General features: G+C 73.5%; 14 protein-coding genes. 7 read left to right on the top strand and 7 right to left on the bottom strand.

Translation table 11 applies throughout. From position 1 onward, the window contains the following. Nucleotides 1–32 precede the first annotated feature (32 nt). Nucleotides 33–1,124 (bottom strand): metallophosphoesterase, encoded by a 1,092-nt coding sequence (locus IE109_RS06120; RefSeq protein ID WP_189549718.1) that lies wholly within the window; start codon nucleotides 1,122–1,124, stop codon nucleotides 33–35. Between the two features lie 232 nt (nucleotides 1,125–1,356). After that, the gene (locus IE109_RS06115) at nucleotides 1,357–2,463 is read right to left on the bottom strand and encodes a LacI family DNA-binding transcriptional regulator (RefSeq protein WP_189549717.1); all 1,107 of its coding nucleotides are present in this window, start codon (nucleotides 2,461–2,463) and stop codon (nucleotides 1,357–1,359) included. Between the two features lie 448 nt (nucleotides 2,464–2,911). On the opposite strand from IE109_RS06115, the gene hisC reads away from it, so the two are divergent. Continuing rightward, nucleotides 2,912–3,994 (top strand): histidinol-phosphate transaminase, encoded by a 1,083-nt coding sequence (hisC, locus tag IE109_RS06110; RefSeq protein ID WP_189549716.1) that lies wholly within the window; start codon nucleotides 2,912–2,914, stop codon nucleotides 3,992–3,994. A gap of 397 nt (nucleotides 3,995–4,391) precedes the next feature. On the opposite strand, the gene IE109_RS06105 is transcribed toward hisC, so the two are convergent. Then, on the bottom strand, nucleotides 4,392–4,763 hold the full coding sequence (locus IE109_RS06105; protein WP_189549715.1) for a cyclophilin-like fold protein: 372 nt from the start codon (nucleotides 4,761–4,763) through the stop codon (nucleotides 4,392–4,394). A gap of 198 nt (nucleotides 4,764–4,961) precedes the next feature. Between IE109_RS06105 and IE109_RS06100 the strand changes: the two genes are divergently transcribed. From IE109_RS06100 to IE109_RS06080, 5 genes are all read left to right on the top strand, one after another. After that, a complete protein-coding gene (locus IE109_RS06100) occupies nucleotides 4,962–6,488 on the top strand; it encodes a cytochrome ubiquinol oxidase subunit I (protein ID WP_189549714.1) in 1,527 nt (508 codons plus the stop codon). A gap of 16 nt (nucleotides 6,489–6,504) precedes the next feature. Next, nucleotides 6,505–7,506, top strand: a complete 1,002-nt coding sequence (gene cydB / locus IE109_RS06095) for a cytochrome d ubiquinol oxidase subunit II (protein WP_189549713.1) — start codon at nucleotides 6,505–6,507, stop codon at nucleotides 7,504–7,506. Nucleotides 7,507–7,529: 23 nt separating this feature from the next. After that, on the top strand, nucleotides 7,530–11,096 hold the full coding sequence (cydD, locus tag IE109_RS06090; protein ID WP_189549712.1) for a thiol reductant ABC exporter subunit CydD: 3,567 nt from the start codon (nucleotides 7,530–7,532) through the stop codon (nucleotides 11,094–11,096). A gap of 23 nt (nucleotides 11,097–11,119) precedes the next feature. Continuing rightward, nucleotides 11,120–12,982 carry a sensor histidine kinase gene (locus IE109_RS06085; RefSeq protein WP_189549711.1) on the top strand — a complete coding sequence of 621 codons (1,863 nt, stop codon included), beginning with the start codon at nucleotides 11,120–11,122 and terminating at the stop codon, nucleotides 12,980–12,982. Nucleotides 12,983–13,071: 89 nt separating this feature from the next. Next, entirely contained in the window at nucleotides 13,072–14,265 is a 1,194-nt protein-coding gene (locus tag IE109_RS06080; protein ID WP_189549710.1) for a M23 family metallopeptidase, read from the top strand. 92 nt (nucleotides 14,266–14,357) lie between these two features. On the opposite strand, the gene IE109_RS06075 is transcribed toward IE109_RS06080, so the two are convergent. Then, complete coding sequence (locus IE109_RS06075) at nucleotides 14,358–15,215, bottom strand: Cof-type HAD-IIB family hydrolase (protein ID WP_189549709.1); 858 nt, start codon at nucleotides 15,213–15,215, stop codon at nucleotides 14,358–14,360. A 95-nt stretch (nucleotides 15,216–15,310) separates the two neighbouring features. Between IE109_RS06075 and IE109_RS06070 the strand changes: the two genes are divergently transcribed. Then, on the top strand, nucleotides 15,311–16,204 hold the full coding sequence (locus IE109_RS06070) for an LLM class flavin-dependent oxidoreductase (protein ID WP_189549708.1): 894 nt from the start codon (nucleotides 15,311–15,313) through the stop codon (nucleotides 16,202–16,204). Between the two features lie 102 nt (nucleotides 16,205–16,306). Here the strand turns inward: IE109_RS06070 and IE109_RS06065 are convergent, their stop codons facing one another. The 3 genes from IE109_RS06065 to IE109_RS06055 all read right to left on the bottom strand — a co-directional run bounded on the left by IE109_RS06065 (nucleotide 16,307) and on the right by IE109_RS06055 (nucleotide 19,923). Further along, a complete protein-coding gene (locus tag IE109_RS06065) occupies nucleotides 16,307–16,939 on the bottom strand; it encodes an RNA 2'-phosphotransferase (protein WP_189549707.1) in 633 nt (210 codons plus the stop codon). 122 nt (nucleotides 16,940–17,061) lie between these two features. Continuing rightward, entirely contained in the window at nucleotides 17,062–18,018 is a 957-nt protein-coding gene (locus IE109_RS06060) for a MerR family transcriptional regulator (protein WP_189550095.1), read from the bottom strand. 126 nt (nucleotides 18,019–18,144) lie between these two features. Beyond that, complete coding sequence (locus IE109_RS06055) at nucleotides 18,145–19,923, bottom strand: SDR family oxidoreductase (RefSeq protein WP_189549706.1); 1,779 nt, start codon at nucleotides 19,921–19,923, stop codon at nucleotides 18,145–18,147. Nucleotides 19,924–20,290 lie beyond the last annotated feature (367 nt).

Below are 20,290 nucleotides of genomic sequence, written 5' to 3'. Positions count from 1 at the left end.
AATCGCCTGGTCCGACTGCGCTGCGTTATGCCTCAGTTGGGCAAGGGGAGCTGTACGACCAGCAGCTTTCCGGCCATCGTCACACCGCCGTCCATGGCGATCGCCAGACCGTCCGCGTATACGTGTGGTCCTTCGACGGTCGGGCCGCCGCCGTCCTCGCCGTCCTCGGACCCCACTTCGCCCAGCAGATACGGAATCGGGCTGTGGCCGTGGACGATGCGCTCGCCGCCGTAGGCGGCGAGCAGCTCCTGCACGGCCGTGGACCCGGACTCGTCCCGGAAGGCGAAGCGCTTGGTGAGCTTGCGGAACAGGTCCCAGCACTCGTCGGCGTCGTTGCGGGTGAGGATCTCGTGGACGGTGTCGTTGACGTCCTCGATGGTGGATCCGTACTCCAGGTAGGCGGTGGTGTCGGAGTGCACCAGCAGGTGCCCGTCCTCCTCCACCACGGCGTCCAGCCGGGACATCCACTGCAGGTGGACGTCCTGGAGGCGGTCCATGTCGCTCTTCTGGCCGCCGTTGAGCAGCCAGGCCGCCTGGAAGGTGGCCGTGCCGGCGCCCGAGTTGACGGGGGTGTCCGCGAACCGCTTGGCACCGATCAGCAGCAGCTCGTGATTGCCCATCAGCGCCTTGCAGTAGCCGCCCGCGGCGGCCGCCTCGGCGGAGAGGCGCATGACCAGGTCGATCACGCCGATGCCGTCGGGGCCGCGGTCGGTGAAGTCGCCGAGGAACCACAGCCGGGCGTTGCCCGCCGCCCAGCGTCCCTCGGAGTCGATGAGGCCCTGCTGGTGCAGGGCCGCGAGCAGCTCGTCGAGGTAGCCGTGGACGTCGCCCACCACGTACAGGGGACCAGGCCCGCCCTCGGGCGCGGGTGCCGCCGCCGGTGCCTGGGCGGGCACCTGGTCGGGGGCGACGGTCACCTGGACGGTGTCGCCGCGATTGATCACCGGCAGGTCGCGCTCGGTCGGCGTGTACCCCTCGGGCAGCTCACCCTCGGGGAACGCGTTGCCCGGGTGAGCGGCATGAGCCGACTGAGCCTGCACGGGCACCTGGGCGTACGGCGGTACGCGGAAGTCGCGCAACGTCGCCGTCCGCACCACGGGTCCTTGACCGGCCCCCTGAGTCATCGACCCCTCCACCACCGTCGCGACGCCCTACACCTGGCGGACCGGCCTGGTCGGGGCGGTCCGCGGTGTCGTCCGCCCATCATAGGAATGAGCCTTGTGCTGTGTGACGCACCAGGGGTGGTGAATCCGGGTGCGCCCCGGGTTCTCCGGTCGATTCTTCCCCAATTGCGGCAGTATGCCCTTGGTGTTGACCGCGTCGCGGCGCCCGTCGTCGACGGGCGCCACGTGTCGGTCACTCCTGGGAGGGGGACCGCGGGGGGCTGACGGTCGTCCGCGGGGGCCGCCGCTGGGACGATGTCCGGACGATCAACTCGGTCGGTATCACCTGCTCGACGGGCCGATCGGTGTCGATGCCCTCGATGGCGTCGATGAGCAGTTGGACGACCGCGGTGCCGATCCGGCGGGGCTTGAGCGAGAGCGTGGTGATGGGTGGCTCGGTGGCGGCGTAGACGGTCGACTCGCTGCAGCAGACCAGCAGCAGGTCGTCCGGTACGCGCAGGCCGTAGCGCCGGGCCGCCGCCAGCAGATCGGTGCCGTTGGGGTCGAAGAGCCCGTACACCGCGTCGGGGCGGTCGGGGCGGGCCAGCAGCCGGTCGGCGGCGACCGCGCCGGCGCAGGGGTCGTGGGCCGGATAGGCCTCGTAGACCGGGTCCTGACCGACCCGCTCGCACCAGCTGAGGTACGCGGTGGTGGACAGACGGGTGTACGTGTCGGTGGTGGTGCCGGTGAGCAGGCCGATCCGGCGGGCGCCGGCGGCGGCGAGGTGGTCGAGGAGGTCGAGGACGGCGGCCTCGTGGTCGTTGTCCACCCAGGCGGTGACCGGGAGGGTGCCGGCCGGGCGGCCGTCGGAGACCACGGGCAGGCCCTGGCGGACGAGCTCGGTGACGACGGGGTCGTGGTCGGACGGGTCGATGACGACGGTGCCGTCGAGGGCGACGTTCGACCAGACGTCATGGCGGGAGGTGGCGGGCAGGATGACCAGGGCGTAGCCGCGCGCGAGCGCGGCGGAGGTGGCGGCCCTGGCCATCTCGGCGAAGTACGCGAACTCGGTGAAGGTGAAAGGTTCATCCCCGTAGGTCGTCACGGTCAGGCCGATGAGGCCGGACTTGCCGGTACGGAGCGTGCGGGCCGCTGCGGACGGGCGATAGCCCAGCCGGTCGGCGACCTCGCGGACATGGCGGCGGGTGGCGTCCGGGAGCCGGCCCTTGCCGTTGAGCGCGTCGGAGACAGTCGTGATGGAGACCCCGGCTGCGGCGGCCACGTCCCGGATGCCCGCTCGCCCTTGCCGGCTTCCCCGGGTCTGTGCCCGGCTCACCTGGTGCTTCCCTGCTGCTGTCATGGCGAGCCGATAGTAGGGCGATGTCGGGCGGTTGGGCCGTTCGCATATTCACTTGTTGACAGGCACGTTTCTGCACGGTCGCCACCCCGCAATGGCCATGGAAAGCAAGGCAGTTAAGGCGTTTTGCTTGCTGCCGCGAGTTGTCGGCGTGCGTGAGCCTGCCAAATGGACGAGGTTTCGACGAGGTCTCAACTCACCTCTACGGGGGACGCGCGCCACGGCGCGAGCCATGGGCGCACGCCACCCGGGGGAGCGCTCCCCCAGGCCGTCGCGCCGGGGGCGCGGGTGCGCGCCGGCACGGACGGCGTGCGCGGAGCCCCGTCAGGAGGCCGTCGGCGCCCCTCCGGGACGCCCGGTGAGGGCGGCTGGAAAATCGGCCATTCGCAGCGGGCCGGAATCCTCATATGGTGAGCAGTATTGGTGGTACGTACGGTCGAGGAGGACCAGAGTGAGCGAGACGAGCCCGAAGCTGCGCGCCGTGCTGGGCGGCATCCCCACCTACAAGCCGGGCAAGCCCGCCGCGGCCGAGGGGCCGGTCGCGTACAAGCTGTCCTCCAACGAGAACCCGTACCCGCCGCTGCCGGGGGTCATGGAGAGCGCGCTGGCCGCGGCCGCGGCGTTCAACCGGTACCCGGACATGGCCTGTACGGGGCTGATGAACGAGCTCGCCGAGCGGTTCGGGGTGCCGGTCTCGCACCTGGCCACCGGCACGGGCTCGGTGGGCGTGGCCCAGCAGCTGGTGCAGGCCACCTCCGGCCCGGGCGACGAGGTGATCTACGCCTGGCGCTCCTTCGAGGCGTACCCGATCATCACGCAGGTCAGCGGTGCGACGCCGGTGCAGGTGCCGCTGACCCCCGGTGATGTGCACGACCTGGACGCGATGGCCGACGCGATCACCGACCGCACGCGGCTGATCTTCGTCTGCAACCCGAACAACCCGACCGGCACCGTGGTGCGCCGGGCCGAGCTGGAGCGCTTCCTGGACCGGGTGCCGTCCGACGTGCTGGTCGTGCTGGACGAGGCGTACCGCGAGTTCATCCGGGACGTCGAGGTGCCGGACGGCGTGGAGATCTACCGCGAGCGCCCCAACGTGGCCGTGCTGCGCACGTTCTCCAAGGCGTACGGCCTCGCCGGGCTGCGCGTCGGCTTCGCGGTCGCGCACGAGCCGGTGGCCGCCGCGCTGCGCAAGACCGCGGTTCCGTTCGGCGTCAGCCAGCTCGCGCAGGACGCGGCCGTGGCCTCCCTGCGCGCGGAGGACGAGCTGCTGGGGCGGGTGGGCTCCCTGGTGTGCGAGCGGCAGCGGGTCTCCGAGGGGCTCGTCGGCCAGGGCTGGACGGTCCCGGAGACGCAGGCCAACTTCGTCTGGCTCCGGCTGGGCGAGCTCACCGTGGACTTCGCGGCGGCGTGTGAGCAGGCAGGCGTGGTCGTGCGGGCGTTCCCGGGGGAGGGCGTCCGGGTCACCATCGGCGAGACCGAGGCGAACGACATCTTCCTGCGCGCGGCGGAGGCCTTCCGCAAGGAGCGGTACTAGGCGGCCGGTCCGCGGGGCCCGGGGTGAGGTCCCGGGCCTGGGCGGTCGGGCGGTCCGGCGGCGCGTGGCGGGCGCATGGACGGACAGGCCGCCCGGGACCGGATTCCCGGTCCGCCGCCGCCGCCGTCGCCGTCGCCCTCGCCACCGGTGCCGGTGCCGGTGCCGGTGACGTGCGGCCGGCCGCGCGTCGGCGTCGGGGGCCGGGCCCGCGGGGTCTCGGGCCCGCCCTTGACCTCTTCCGCGCGGGGCGGGGGCGGCGGGAGGCGTACACCGTTCCGGCGGTGACGCGTTCCGGCGGCGAGGCGGCCCGGCAGCGGTGTTCCGTACGTCCGTGCCTACGCCTGCGCGGGGGCGGACCCGGATTCCGTCCGGGCGCCGGTGCCGACCTCGGGCGGGATCACGACGCCGGTTCGACGCGGATGGGGTCGCCCGGGCGGACCGTGGCGAGGGCGCGGGGGTCGCCGTCGATCCGGCCGAGCACGTTGCACGGGCTCGCCAGCCGGGACTCTTCCCCGCGCGAGATCGGTGTGGGGCCGTAGGGGAGGGCCAGGGCGTCGCCCTCGGTCCAGAAGGCGACCGTGCCGGGCTCGACCACCTGCCGGGCGCCGGCCTCCAGGGCCGGGGAGGCCGGGGTCTCGAAGTAGACCTCCTCGCCCCAGGTGCGGGCGGTCGAGGTGATCGGGAGGACCGCTGCGAGCGCCTTGGCCGTGGGCGTTTCGTCAAGCGTGGCGGTGACCTGGCCGGCGGGCCAGGAGATACGTATCTGCATGGCGAAAATTCAACAAGATGTTGAAGTTTTCGGGAAGGGCACCCCCGGCTTCGGCTTCGGATTTCGTTTGAGTCATAATAGCTTGTGATTGTGAACGCATTCACAAGCGCGCCTGGTTCCTCCCAAGATCCACCGGAATCGGCGGGGCGACGCAAGGACGTCCGGACCGCAGGACGTAGGCCGTAAGGAGAAGCTGACGTGGACCTGGCTCTGGCGCCAGAGACGCTGGCGAGGTGGCAGTTCGGTATCACCACCGTCTACCACTTCCTCTTCGTCCCCCTGACGATCTCCCTCGCCGCACTCACCGCCGGTCTCCAGACGGCATGGGTGCGGACCGAGAAGGAGAAGTACCTCAGGGCGACGAAGTTCTGGGGGAAGTTGTTCCTCATCAACATCGCGATGGGCGTGGTCACCGGCATCGTGCAGGAGTTCCAGTTCGGTATGAACTGGTCCGACTACTCGCGCTTCGTCGGGGACGTCTTCGGGGCGCCCCTCGCCTTCGAGGCACTGATCGCGTTCTTCTTCGAGTCGACGTTCATCGGGCTGTGGATCTTCGGCTGGGACAAGCTGCCGAAGAGGATCCACCTGGCCTGCATATGGATGGTGTCGATCGGCACCATCCTCTCCGCGTACTTCATCCTGGCGGCGAACTCCTGGATGCAGCACCCGGTCGGCTACAGGATCAACGAGAAGACCGGCCGTGCCGAGCTCACCGACTTCTGGCTCGTGCTCACGCAGAACACGACCCTGACGCAGGTCTTCCACACCATGTCGGCGGCCTTCCTGACGGGTGGCGCGTTCATGGTCGGCATCGCCGCCTTCCACCTGGCGCGCAGGAAGCACATCCCGGTCATGAAGACCTCGCTGCGGCTGGGTCTGGTCACCGTGGTGATCGGTGGCATGTTCACCGCCATCAGCGGTGACTTCCTCGGCAAGGTCATGTACGAACAGCAGCCGATGAAGATGGCCGCCGCCGAGGCGCTGTGGGAGGGGGAGAAGCCGGCGCCGTTCTCGGTCTTCGCCGTGGGTGACGTGGACAAGGGCCACAACAAGGTCGCGGTGGAGATCCCCGGGCTGCTGTCCTTCCTCGCCCACAGCGACTTCGAGTCGTACGTCCCCGGCATCAACGACACCAACAAGGCCCTCCAGGAGAAGTACGGCCCCGGTGACTACCGGCCCAACATCCCCGTCGCCTACTGGGGTTTCCGGTGGATGATCGGCTTCGGCATGGCGTCCTTCTCTCTCGGCCTGCTCGGCCTGTGGCTGACCCGCAAGCGGTTCCTGCTGCCCGAACGGCTGCGGGTGGCGCGGGACGAGGTGCCCCACCTGGTGCTGTTCCGCACACCCCTCAGCCCGAAGCTCACCCGGCTCTACTGGCTGGTCGCCCTGTGGACCCTGGCCTTCCCGCTCATCGCCAACTCCTGGGGCTGGATCTTCACCGAGATGGGCCGCCAGCCCTGGGTGGTGTACGGCGTGCTGCGCACCCGTGACGCCGTCTCGCCCGGTGTCTCGCAGGCCGAGGTGATCACCTCGATGGTGGTCTTCACCGCTCTCTACGCGGTGCTCGCCGTGATCGAGGTCCGGCTGCTCGTGAAGTACGTGAAGGCCGGCCCGCCCGAGCTGAGCGAGTCCGACCTCAACCCGCCCACCAGGATCGGCGGCCACGACCGGGACCCGGAGAACCCCGGGCGTGAAGTCGACCGGCCGATGGCCTTTTCGTACTGAGGACTGGAGCTGAGGCATGGAACTTCACGACATATGGTTCGTCGTCATCGCGGTCCTGTGGACCGGGTACTTCTTCCTGGAGGGCTTCGACTTCGGCGTCGGCGTCCTGACCAAGCTGCTCGCCCGCAACCGGATCGAGAAGCGGGTGCTGATCAACACCATCGGACCCGTCTGGGACGGCAACGAGGTGTGGCTGCTCACGGCCGGTGGCGCCACGTTCGCCGCCTTCCCCGACTGGTACGCCACCCTCTTCTCGGGCTTCTACCTGCCGCTGCTGGTCATCCTGGTCTGTCTGATCGTGCGGGGTGTCGCCTTCGAGTACCGGGCCAAGCGCCCGGAGGAGAAGTGGCAGCACAACTGGGAGCAGGCCATCTTCTGGACGTCGCTGATCCCCGCGTTCCTGTGGGGCGTCGCCTTCGGCAACATCGTGCGGGGCGTGAAGATCGACGCGACCAAGGAGTACGTCGGCACGGTGGCCGACCTGCTCAACCCCTTCGCGCTGCTGGGCGGGCTGGTGACGCTGACGCTGTTCACCTTCCACGGCACGGTGTTCACCGCGCTGAAGACGGTCGGGGACATCCGGGTGCGGGCGCGGAAGCTGGCGCTGGCGCTGGGGGCGGTCACCGTGGTGCTGTCCCTCGGCTTCCTCGGGTGGCTCCAGGTGTCCCGGGGTGACGGGACGAGCCTCGTCGCCATGGCGGTCGCCGCCGTGGCGCTGGTCGGGGCGGTCGGCGCGATCAAGACGGGACGCGAGGGGTGGTCGTTCGCGCTCTCCGGTGTCACGATCGCGGCCGCGGTGGCGATGCTGTTCCTGACGCTCTTCCCCAACGTCATGCCGTCCTCGCTGGCACCGGAGTGGAGCCTGACCGTCGCCAACTCGGCGTCCAGCCCGTACACCCTGAGGATCATGACGTGGTGTGCGGCGATCGCCGCCCCGCTGGTGATGCTGTACCAGGGCTGGACGTACTGGGTCTTCCGCAAGCGCATCGGCACGCAGCACATCGCCGACGCCCACTAGCGCACCGGTAGGGGATGTTTCACGTGAAACCGATCGACCCGCGTCTGCTCCACCACGCCCGGGCCACCCGTCTGTTCCTGGCGGCCGTGGTGGGCCTGGGTGTGACCGGGGCGGCGCTGGTCGTCGCCCAGGCCATGCTCATCGCCGAGGTGGTGGCGGGCGCGTTCCGGCGGGGGCTGGACGCCGGGGACCTGGGGACGCCGCTGGTGCTGCTGGCCGTGGTCGCGGTCGGGCGGGGCGTCGTCACCTGGCTGACCGAGCTGGCCGCCCATCGCGCGAGTGCCGCGGTCAAGTCGGAGTTGCGCGGCCGGCTGCTGGAGCGGGCGGCCGCGCTCGGGCCGGGCTGGCTGAGCGGGCAGCGGGTCGGTTCGTTGGTGGCGCTGGCCACCCGGGGGGTGGACGCGCTCGACGACTACTTCTCGCGCTACCTGCCGCAGCTCGGACTGGCGGTGGTGGTGCCGGTGGCGGTCCTTGCGCGGATCGTCACCGAGGACTGGGTGTCGGCGGCGATCATCGTCGGCACCCTGCCGCTCATCCCCATCTTCATGATCCTCATCGGGTGGGCCACGCAGGCCCGGATGGACCGGCAGTGGAAGCTGCTGTCCCGGCTGTCCGGCCACTTCCTCGACGTGGTGGCGGGACTGCCGACGCTGAAGGTGTTCGGCCGGGCCAAGGCGCAGGCGCGGTCGATCCGGGCGATCACGTCCGAGTACCGTCAGGCCACGCTGCGGACGCTGCGGATCGCCTTCCTGTCGTCGTTCGCGCTGGAACTGCTCTCCACGCTGTCGGTGGCGCTGGTCGCGGTCGGTGTCGGCATGCGGCTGGTGCACGGTGACCTGGACCTGTACACCGGACTGGTCATCCTGATCCTGGCGCCCGAGGCGTACCTGCCGCTCCGGCAGGTCGGCGCCCAGTACCACGCGGCGGCGGAGGGGCTGTCGGCCGCGGAGGAGATCTTCGCCGTCCTGGAGACGCCCGTCCGGGCGGCCGGGGGCGCGGAGGTGCCGGCCTCCGTACGGCTCGAACTGGACGACGTGACCGTGCGGCACGCGGGCCGGGCCGCACCGTCGCTCGCCCATGCCTCGCTGGTCGTGGAGCCGGGCGAGACGGTCGCACTGGTCGGGCCGAGCGGCGTCGGCAAGTCGACGCTGCTGGACGTGGTGCTGGGGTTCGCGGACCCCTCGGACGACGGGGGCGCGGTCCGCGTCGGGGGCACCGATCTGCGGTCGCTGGACCCGGAGCGGTGGCGGGAGCGGATCGCGTGGGTGCCCCAGCGGCCGTACCTGTTCGCCGGGACCATCGCGGAGAACGTGCGCCTCGCCCGGCCCGACGCCGACGACGACGCCGTGGCGCGGGCGCTGCGGGACGCGGGCGCGGCCGGGTTCGTGGACGCGCTGCCGGCGGGCGCCGGGACGGTGCTCGGCGAGGACGGCGCGGGTCTGTCGGCGGGTCAGCGCCAGCGCCTCGCCCTGGCGCGGGCCTTCCTGGCCGACCGGCCGCTGCTGCTGCTGGACGAACCGACCGCCGCGCTGGACGGCGCGACCGAGGGCGCCGTGGTGGACGCGGTGCGCCGCCTCGCCGCCGGGCGGACGGTGCTCCTGGTCGTCCACCGCCCGGCGCTCCTGGCGGTGGCGGACCGGGTCGTCACGCTCGGGGAGCCCGCCGGTGGCGGGACGGTGACCGGCGGGACGGGCGCGCCGCGCGGTCTGGACGCGCTGGACGCGGCGTTCGGGCTCGTGGGCGGGCGCCAGGACGCCGTTGAGGCCGCCGGGGCCGCCGGGACCGCCGTGCGCGGTGGCGGGGTGCTGGCGCGGGTGCGCGCGACGGCCGGGGAACTGCGCGGCCGGCTCGGTCTGGCGCTGGTGCTGGGCAGCCTGGCGCTGGGCTCGGCCGTGGGGCTCATGGCCGTGTCCGGGTGGCTGATCTCGCGGGCCTCCGAACAGCCGCCGGTGCTGCACCTGATGGTGGCCGTGACGGCGACCCGGGCGTTCGGCATCGGCAGGGCCGTGTTCCGGTACGCCGAGCGGCTCGTGTCGCACGACACCGTGCTGCGGATGCTGGCCGACCTGCGGGTCGCCGTCTACCGCGGGCTGGAGCGCATCGCGCCGGCCGGGCTGCGCACGGTGCGCCGGGGCGACCTGCTGTCGCGGCTGGTCTCGGACGTGGACGCCCTGCAGGACTACTGGCTGCGGTGGCTGCTGCCGGCCGGGAGCGCCGCCGTGGTCGGCGCGGGGGCCGTGGGGTTCACCGCCTGGCTGCTGCCGCAGGCCGGGGCCGTCCTGGCGGCCGGGCTCCTCGTCGCAGGCGTGGCCGTGCCGCTGGTGAGCGGCGCCGTGGCGCGGCGCGCCGAGCGGCGGCTCGCCCCTGCGCGCGGCGCGCTCGCCGGCCGGATCGTCGACCTGCTGCGCGGTTGCGCCGAGCTGACGGTGGCGGGCGCCCTCCCCGGGCGGATCGCCCGGGCGCGCGAGGCGGACGGCGCGCTGACCCGGATCGCCACCCGCCAGGCCACCGCCACCGCCCTGGGCGGCGGGCTCTCCACCCTGGTCACCGGGCTCACCGTGGCGGCGGCCGCCCTCGTGGGCGTCCAGGCGGTACGGGAGGGGCGGCTCGACGGCGTGGCGCTGGCCGTGGTCGTCCTGACGCCGCTCGCCGCGTTCGAGGCGGTCACCGCTCTGCCCCTGGCCGTGCAGTACCGCCAGCGCGTCAAGCGGAGCGCGGAGCGGGTGTACGAGGTGCTCGACGCGCCCCTGCCCGTACACGAACCGAGCGAGCCCCGGCCGGCGCCGGACGGCCCGTTCCCGCTGGAGCTGCGCGGCCTCACCGCCCGGTACGCGGGCCAGGAACGGGACGCCCTCGCGGAGTTCGACCTGCGCCTGGAGCCCGGCCGGCGGGTCGCCGTCGTCGGGGCGTCCGGCTCCGGCAAGACGACGCTCGCCCAGGTGCTGCTGCGGTTCCTGGACGCCCGGGAAGGGACGTACCGGATCGGCGGCACCGACGCGGCCACCCTCGACGGCGACGACGTGCGGCGCCTGGTCGGGCTGTGCGCCCAGGACGCGCACACCTTCGACAGCTCCGTCCGGGAGAACCTGCGGCTGGCCAGGACGGACGCGAGCGACGGCGACCTGCGCGCGGCGCTGGACCGGGCCCGGCTGCTGGACTGGGTGGACGGCCTTCCCGAGGGCCTGGACACCCTCGTGGGCGAACACGGCGCCCGGCTCTCCGGCGGCCAGCGGCAGCGCCTGGCCCTCGCCCGCGCCCTCCTCGCCGACTTCCCGGTCCTCGTGCTGGACGAGCCCGCCGAGCACCTCGACCTCGTCACGGCGGACGCACTCACCGACGACCTGCTGCGGGCCACCGAGGGCCGCACGACCGTGCTGATCACCCACCGGCTGCACGGCCTCGACGCGGTCGACGAGGTCGTCGTCCTGGAGGACGGACGCGCGGTGCAGCGCGGGCCGTTCGCCGAGCTGGCGGCGACCGAGGGGGTGCTGCGCCGCATGCTGGAGCGCGAGCGGGCGGCGGACCGGCTGCTGCGCTCCCCCGCCGCCACGGCGGCTCCCGGCGCCGCACATCCGACTTTCATGGATTAAGGGGACTGCTTACGCTCGGGGGCATGACCGCGCCCGAGCGACCGGAGCACCAAGGGCCACAGGAGCCCCAGGAGCACCAAAAGCTTCGAGAGCACGAGGAGCTGCTCCACGAGCGACCGGATCGGCCCGAGCGGCCGGGCCACCAGGAGCGACCGGATCACCGGGAGCCCGCCACGGCGGCGACCGCGCGGGCGGCGCCCGACCACCTCCGGGGGCTGTCGGCGGAGCTGACCGACCGGGTTCCGCGACTGCTGGAGGCCATGCGGTCCGTGGGCACCGGGCTCGAGCTCCGCACCACCCTGGACCGGATCTGCGAGACCGCCGCCGCGCTCGCCGACGCCCGGTACGCCGCCATCGGCGTGGTCGACGAGGAGGGCGAGGGCCTGTCGGACTTCGTGACGTACGGGGTCCCCGGCGAGACCGCGCGCGTCATCGGCCGCCGCCCCGACGGCCAGGCCGGGCTCCTCGGCGCGCTCATCCACCGTCCCCGGGCGATGCGGCTCGCCGATCTGACGGCGAATCCGGGCGCCGCCGGGTTCCCGGCCGGCCACCCCCCGATGCGTACCTTCCTCGGCGTACCCATCCGCGTCCAGGGCGAGATCTTCGGCAACCTCTACCTGACGGAGAAGCGGAGCGGGGCCGAGTTCGACGACCAGGACCTGCACACGGTGCGGGTGCTGGCCACCGAGGCGGGCATCGCCATCGGCAACGCCCGCCTGTACGAGGCGGCGCGCCGGCGCGAGCGGTGGATCGACGGTTCGGTGGCCGTCACCACGGCGCTGCTGTCCGGCGGCGACGCCGACGAGGCCCTCATGGTGGTGGCCGAACAGGCCCGGAAGCTCGCCGGGGCGTGCGCGGGCATCGTGCTGTCGCCGGCCGCCGACGGCAGCGGGGGACTGGAGATCGTCGCCGTCTCCGCCGACGACCCCTCGACCGCGCTGGGCGTGGTCGTCCCGCCCGAGAGCCCGGTCGTCGAACGGCTGCTGGCCGGGGAGGCGGTGTTCGTGGCGGACGCGGCGACCGACCCGCGCATGATCACGGGCCTGGCGCGGCGGTACGGGCCCAGCATGATGCTGCCCCTGCGCAGCGGCGGCCGCGTCCTGGGCGCGCTGGCCACCCCCCGCGCTCCCGGCGCCCGCCAGTTCAGCGCGACGGAGCGCACGCTGGCCACCCAGTTCGCCTCCCAGGCCGCGGTGGCGCTGATGATGGCGGAGGCCCAGCGCGACCGCGAGCGCCTCGCGGTGTACGAGGACCGGGACCGGATCGCCCGCGACCTGCACGACCTGGTCATCCAGCGGCTGTTCGCCACCGGGCTGATGCTGGAGAGCGCCCAGCGCCAGGACCTCGCCCCCGGCGTCCAGGAGGGCGTGGAGCGGGCCGTCGGCGAACTGGACGTCACCGTCCAGGAGATCCGCACCGCCGTCTTCGCGCTCCGGCCGGGCCCCGGCGAGGGGCCGTCGGACCTGAGCACCCGCGTCCTGCGGGAGATCACCATGGCGGCCGTGCCGCTGGGCTTCACGCCCGCGCACCGTTTCGCCGGCCCGGTCGACACGATGGTCGGCGAAGTGACCGGCAAGAACCTGGTCGCGGCGCTGCGCGAGGCGCTGTCCAACGCCTTCCGGCACGCGCACGCCCGGCGGATCGAGGTCCTCGTGGACGCCACGGCGACGCTCCCGGACGGGACGGACGGCGTACGGCTGACCGTCGCGGACGACGGCGTGGGCCTCCCGGAGGGCGGGCGGCGCAGCGGCCTGCGCAACCTCGCGCGGCGCGCCGAGTCGCTGGGCGGATCGAGCCGGTGCGGGCCGGGCATCGGCGAGGGCGGCGGCGGTACGACGGTCGTCTGGGAGGCGCCCCTCCAGGGACCCTTCCGGGTGCGAAGGTAGGCCGCTCGGGGCAACGGCTGTGGGCCGGTCGGCGGTACGACACCCCCGGGGTGCCGGACATCGGGGGCGCCCGGCGCCACCATCCCAGGATGGTGCTCGTGGCGCTGGCCGTCCTGCTCGCCCTGCTCCCCCAGCCCGAGGCGACCGCCGCCGACGGGCCGGGCGGCGCGTCCGTGGAGGTGGCGCGGCTCTACGACGAGGCGGCGCGGGCCACCGAGACGTACGAGAGAGGCAGGCGGGCGGCTGCCGGGCAACGCGCCCTCGCCGGCCGGCTCCAGCGGAGGCTGGCCCTCAAGCGGCGCGAGCTGGCCGTGCTGAACGACCGGATGGGTGAGGTCGCGCGGGCGCAGTACCGGGCCGGCGGGTCCGCGGGCCTGACCGCGCGGTTGCTGCTGGGCGACGACGTCGACGAGGTGATGCGGGCGGAGCGGCTCGCCCGGCAGGCGGACCGGGCCGTGAACCGCCTGATGGAGCGCACCCGGGAGGCGGAACGGCGCTTGGCGGAGGCGGAGGCGCGGGCCCGTGCCGCGTGGCAGGACCTGGACGCCCGCCGGAAGCGGCTGGCCACGATCAAGCGGGGCATCGAGGCGCGGCTGGTGCGGGCCCAGTGGCGGCTCCAGGCCGAGGCGGACGAGAGGGTGGCGGCGGGCCGGTGCGCGGGCGGGGGCGGTGCGGTGGGCGTGCCGGATGGCGTGAGTGCGGTGGGCGGTGTGGGCGGCGTGGGCGGCGTGGGCGGCGTGCGCGGGGGGCCGCCCCTTCTTCAGCCACCCCTTGGCGAGGGGGCGGTCGGTGTTCCTGGTGCCGGAGGTGGCGGTGCGGCCCCGGGGCCCGCCCGGCAGGCCGGGCGGCAGGCCGCGCGGCTCGGCGGTGTGCGTGGCTGGGTGGCGCCGGTGGAGGGGTACGCCCTGTCCGCCGGGTTCCACCGGGCGGGCGCGCACTGGGCGCACCGGCACACCGGGCAGGACTTCGCGGTGGCCGTCGGCACCCCGGTGCGGTCGGTCGGGGCGGGCCGGGTGCACTCCGTCTCGTGCGGCGGGGCGTTCGGGATCCAGGTGGTGGTCCGGCACGCGGGCGGCTGGTACTCCCAGTACGCGCACCTCGCCGCACCCGGGGTGGTCGCCGGGCAGCCGGTCGTCGCCGGGCAGGTGATCGGGCGGTCGGGCAACACCGGGAACTCGACGGGGCCGCACCTCCATTTCGAGGTGCGGCTCACTCCGTACATGGGCTCGGCGGTGGACCCGGTGCGCTGGCTGGGCGAGCACGGCGTCCGGCTGCGCGGGTGACGTGCCCCGCGGTGTGCGCAGGCCGTGCGCGGGTTGTGCGCGGGGGGCTCAGGGCGTGCGCGAGGGGGCGGCTCCGGCCGTGCGCGGGGGGCTCAGGGCGTGCCGAGGATGTCCTCGATGACGCGCGCGACACCGTCGTCGTTGTTGGCGACCGTCCGGCCGGAGGCGGCGGCGACCACGTCGGGGTGCGCGTTGCCCATCGCGTACGAGCGGCCCGCCCAGGACAGCATCTCGATGTCGTTCGGCATGTCGCCGAACGCCACGACCTCGTCGGCGGAGATGCCGCGCTCGGCGCAGCACAGCGCGAGGGTGCTGGCCTTGGACACGCCCAGTCCGCTGATCTCCAGCAGCGCGCTGGGGCTGGAGCGGGTGATGTTCACCCGGTCCCCGGCGGCGGTACGCGCCAGGGCGAGGAAGCCGTCCGGGGTCAGGTCCGGGTGGTGGGCGAGGAGCTTGAGCATCGGTGCGCCGAGGCCGGGCTCCTCCTCGTGCAGGAGCTCCTCGACGGGGGCGATGGTGGCGTCCGGGTCGAGCCAGAAGGGCGGGTAGTCCGGCTCGTAGTGGAAGCCGGTGCTCAGTTCGACCGCGAAGGCGGTGCCGGGTGCCTCCCGGCGCAGCGTCCGCACGACGTCGAGGGCGGTGCCGCGCTCCAGCGGCCGGACCTCCAGCAGCCTGCCGCCCGAGTGCAGGTCGACGACGGCGGCGCCGTTGGCACAGATGGCCAGGCCGTGGCCGTGCACATGGTCACTGACGACACCCATCCAGCGGGCGGGCCGGCCGGTGACGAAGAAGACCTCGATGCCGGCCTCCTCGGCCGCGGCGAGCGCTGTGATCGTCCGGTGGGAGACCGATTTGTCGTCGCGCAGAAGCGTTCCGTCGAGGTCGGTGGCGATCAACCGGGGACGTCGGTGTGCCGTGGGCCGGGGGCGGGGAGAGGTCGCTGAGGTCACGCGCCCATTCTCCCGTACGCCGGTGCACGGGCGTGCGGATAGCCGCACATCTGAGCCGGAACGGGTTCGCCGGCGGGACGTCGTAGGCTCGTTCCATGCGTCTGAGCACCGTGATCCTCCCCACCACCCGCTGGCACGACGGCGGTCGCGAGGCGTGGCTGGGGGCCGAGCAGCTCGGCTTCCACGCCGCGTACACCTACGACCATCTGTCCTGGCGGGTGCCGTTCCGGGACGGGCCGTGGTTCGGCGCGATTCCGACGCTGACGGCGGCTGCCGCCGCCACCGGGAGGATGCGGCTCGGCACGCTGGTGACCTCCCCGAACTTCCGGCATCCGGTCACGCTCGCCAAGGAGCTGATCTCGCTGGACGACATCTCCGGCGGCCGGATCACGCTGGGCGTCGGCGCCGGTGGCAACGGCTTCGACGCGACGGCGCTCGGACATGAGGCGTGGACCCCGCGCGAGCGGGCCGACCGCTTCGCGGAGTTCGTCCCGCTGCTGGACCGGCTGCTGACGGAGGAGTCGGTGACGCACCGGGGGGCGTTCTACTCGGCGGACGGGGCGCGCAACGTCCCCGGGTGCGTACAGCGCCCGAGGCTGCCCTTCGCCGTCGCCGCCACCGGGCCGCGGGGCATGCGGCTGGCGGCACGGCACGGGCAAGCGTGGGTGACGACCGGGGACCCGAAGCTGTACGAGACGGGTACGCCGGAGGAGTCGTACGAGGCGCTGAGGGGCCAGCTGGAGAGGCTCGACAAGGCGTGCGCGGAGGCGGGGCGGGACAGCGGGGAGCTGGACAGGGTCCTGCTGACCGGATTCACTCCGGACCGGCCGCTGGAGTCCTTCGACGCCTTCGTCGACTTCGCGGGCCGCCACTTCGCACTCGGCTTCACCGAGATCGTGATCCACCGGCCGATCGCGGACACGATGTTCGCCGCCGACCGGGCGGTCTGGGAGCGGATCGCGACGGAGGCTCTCGCCCAGCTGCGCTGAGCCCCCGGCGCACCCTGGTGCGGCCGGGGCCCGGGCGGGGCCGCGTCGCGCCGCGATCCGGCGTCGGCGGCGGCTCCCGCCGTTTCCGCGAGGTGTCCGCGATCAGCCCGGCGACGGGAACCGGAGGTAGGCGGGTGGCACGGCGGCGGTGAGCCACACCCCGTTGGCGCTCACGTGGAAGACATGGCCGTCCCGCCGCATGGCGCCGGCGTCCACCGAGAGCACGACGGGCCGGCCCCGCCGGGCGCCGACCCGGGTGGCGGTCTCGCGGTCGGGCGACAGGTGGACGTGGTGCCGGGCCATGGGGCGAAGCCCCTCGGCGCGGATCGCGGGCAGGCTGCGGGCGACGGTGCCGTGGTACAGGTACGCGGGCGGTTCGGCGGCCGGCAGGTCCAGGTCGACCTCGACGGTGTGGCCCTGGTTGGCGCGGATGCGGTCACCGTCGATCGTGAAGCGCCGCTTGTCGTTGACCGCGACCACGTGTTCCAGTTCGGCGCGGCTGATCCGTACGCCGTGCTCGGCGGCCGCCCGCAGCAGGTCGTCGATCCCGGCCCAGCCGTGCGGATCCAGGACGAGCCCGATGCGCTCGGGCTGGTGGCGGAGGTGCTTCGCGAGGTACTTGGACAGCTTCACGGTCCGGCCGGCGGAATCCGCGTCCGCCGTCCCGTGCGGGATCCGCGCGCTCCGTGTGCCGCCCGCCCCGTCCCTCTCGTCCGTCCCGCTGTCGTCGTTCATGGCGCTCAGCGTGTCAGGTGTCACGCCGCCGGACCACAGGAATGTCGGCGCGTAGGTTTGATCCACAAACAACTCCGGTTATCCACAGGTATTTTGACGATTCTGTGGACAAGTGGCCTGTGTTATCGCGTGGTTTGGTCGACTTCAGGTGATTTAGGGCCTGTTGGTACAAGTGCGTCCAATGTCCTTGCCTGTACTTCCCGTTCCGCCGCCGCCGCGATGAACGCCGACGCGTTCCGGGGGCCAACGAGCGTGTGGACGGCGCGGATCGTGGCGGTGGGCAATGCCACCTGCCGCGTCCCGTCCTCGCTCACCGGTCGCTCCTCGGGCACGAGGTGCTGCTGGAGGTGCCGGGCGGCGAACGTGCGCATGGCCCGCGCCAGTTCGGCGTCCACGGCCTGCTGGGCCAGCGGTCGCAGCCGCCGTACCAGGGCCGCCGCCTCCGCCGCGTCCGCGTCCGTGGGCGGCCGGTGCCCGAGGTAGCGGGCGAAGACGTGCTCCGTGGTGAACTCCAGGAAGCGGCCGGCGATCTGCTCCACCTGGCCGCGAAGTTCCCGCAGGTGCCCGGCTATCGCCGCCAGTGGCACGCCCGCGGCGTACAACTCGGCGGCCACGGACAGTTCTTGCGGGCTCGGCACCAGGAACTCGCCGTCGCGCCCCGGGATTCGCTCCAGTACGCCGAGGTCCAGGGCCTCCTTCACCGCCTGCTCGTCCGGGGCACCGCCGAAGGTGGCGTCCAGCTCCGCGCGCGTGATCCGGGCCGCCTCCTCGTCCGTCCACGGCCCGTGCACCTCGGCGACCAGCCCGAGGACGCCGCCCAGCCCGCGCCCGGAGTCCCAGGCGTCCAGCAGCTCCTTGATGGACGCCAGGGTGTAGCCGCGCTCCAGCAGGTCGGCGATCTGCCGCAGCCGGGTCAGATGGGCGTCGCCGTACACGTTCGACCTGCCCCGCCGCTCCGGCCTCGGCAGCAGCCCACGGTCCTGGTAGGCACGGATGGTCCGGACCGTGGCGCCGCTGTGGTGCGCCAGGTCCTCGATCCGGTACTCGGCCCCCGCCGTCCGTGCCGCCCGCTCGTCCACGCCCACTCCCCGCTCCTCGCCACCCGGCTCCTCCACCCCCTGCCCTCGCCGCCCGCCCCGCTCCCCGCTACCCCGGTCCGCCCTGCGGAGGATCGCCGTGCGGGGGATCGTACGACCACCGCCTGGTCACCACCTCACCTCCAGCCGGGCCAGCCTGCGCAGGACCCCCGGAGCCAGCCTCGACAGCAGCCGGGCGCCATGCGCCTCCGAAGTCACCGGCACCACGGCCTCGTTCCTCACGACGGCCCGCAGGATCGCGTCGGCGACCTTCTCCGGCGGATAACCGCGCAGCCCGTACAGCCGGGCGGCCTTCTTCTGCCGGCGCTTCTCCTCGTCCCCGGACACACCCGTGAAGCGCGCGGTGGCGGTGATGCCGGTGTTCACGATGCCCGGGCAGACGGCGGTGACCCCGATGCCCCGGTCGGCCAGCTCCGCGCGCAGGCATTCGCTGAGCATGAGCACCGCCGCCTTGGAGGTGCTGTACGCGGGGAGCATCCGGGACGGCTGGAAGGCGGCGGCGGAGGCCGTGTTGACGATGTGGCCGCCCTGCCCACGCTCGGCCATCCGCCGGCCGAAGATCCGGCAGCCGTGGATGACGCCCCACAGGTTGACGTCGAGGACCTTCTTCCAGTCGTCGCTCGTCGTCTCCAAAAAGGGGCCCGACAGGCCGATCCCGGCGTTGTTGACCAGGACGTCGACCACCCCGTACTCGCGGGCGACCTTGTCGGCGAGTTTCTCCATGGCCTGTTCGTCGCCGACGTCGACCACCTCGCCCCAGGCGTCCGGCGCTCCGACCAGCCGGGCCTTCGGGGCCGTCCGGGCCGCGCCCTCCGCGTCCCGGTCCACCGCCACCACCCGCGCGCCCGCCTCGGCGAACGCGAGCGCCGTGGCCCTGCCGATACCGCCGGCGGCCCCCGTGACCAGCACCAGCTGCCCGCCGAACCGGTCCGCGTACCGGCGGCCGGTCGCCACCGGTGCCGGCAGCCCCGCGCCGTCCGGATCCTCGTGCGCGTGGACGAACTCGGTGATCCACGCGGCGATCTGGTCCGGGCGGGTGCGCGGCACCCAGTGCTTGGCCGGCAGCGTCCGGCGCACCAGCCGGGGGACCCATGTCCCCAGGTCGTCGTAGAGCCGCTCCGACAGGAAGGCGTCACCGGTCGGCGTGATCAGCTGCACGGGCGCGTGGGCGTACGCGTCCGCGCGCGGGCGCCGCAGCCGCGCCCGGATGTTGTCCCGGTAGAGCCAGGCCCCGTGCGCCGCGTCCGCCGGGAGCGAGGCGGTCGGATAGCCGTCGTCCGGCATCTTCTCCATCCGCCGCACGAGCCCGGGCCACCGCTTGCCGAGCGGCCCGCGCCAGGCCAGCTCCGGCAGCACGGGCGTGTGGAGCGCGTACACGTACCAGGACCGGGCGCCCTGGCCCAGCAACTGGCCGACCCGGCGCGGGGTGGGCCGGTGCGTGCGCCGCTTGATCCAGTGCCCGAAGTGGTCCAGGGACGGACCGGACATCGAGGTGAAGGAGGCGATCCGCCCCTCGGTCCGCCGGACGGTGACGAACTCCCACGACTGCACCGACCCCCAGTCGTGCCCGACCAGGTGCACCGGCTCGTCCGGGCTGACCGCGTCCGCCACCGCCAGGAAGTCGTCGGTCAGCTTCTCCAGCGTGAACCCGCCGCGCAGCGGCTTCGGGGCCGTCGACCGGCCGTGGCCGCGCACGTCGTAGAGGACCACGTGGAAGTGCTCGGCGAGCCGCGTCGCGACCTCGGACCACACCTCCTTGGAGTCCGGGTAGCCGTGCACCAGGACGACCGTGGGCCGGCCCGCGTCCCCGAGCTCGGCGACGCACAACTCGACCCCGCCGGTGCGGACTCGGCGCTCCCGCGCGCCCCGCAACCCGTCCACCGCCATCAGACCGCCTCCCAGCGCCGCACGTGCGGCAGATCGTCGTCCGGCCGGAGCGCGCTCCGTCCGGGGTCCTGGAGTCGGTGACGACCAGCAACTCCCCGAACGTCACGCCCGTGCCCTGAAACCGATGGACGGCGCGACCGCCCACGGCCCCGGCTGCGCTCACCGCCCGTGCCGGGCGTACGCCCAGCCGTACCCCTACCCGTGCCCCGTTACCGCGCGCCAGTGGCGCCCTCGCTCGCCGCGCCTAACCGCGCCGAACGCGCCGCCCGGCCCCCCGGCAGGCCGCCGGACGCCGCGCAGCCCGCCGGCGCGCACCACATCGCCGCGCGGCCCGTCGCCGTGCGTGTCACCGCGCGTGCGCTCCGCG

It is taken from the genome of Streptomyces lavendofoliae, assembly GCF_014649735.1.
Lineage (GTDB): Bacteria > Actinomycetota > Actinomycetes > Streptomycetales > Streptomycetaceae > Streptomyces > Streptomyces lavendofoliae.
The sequence above is the reverse complement of the archived record's forward strand: the minus strand, read 5'-3'. Positions and strand labels throughout refer to the sequence as shown.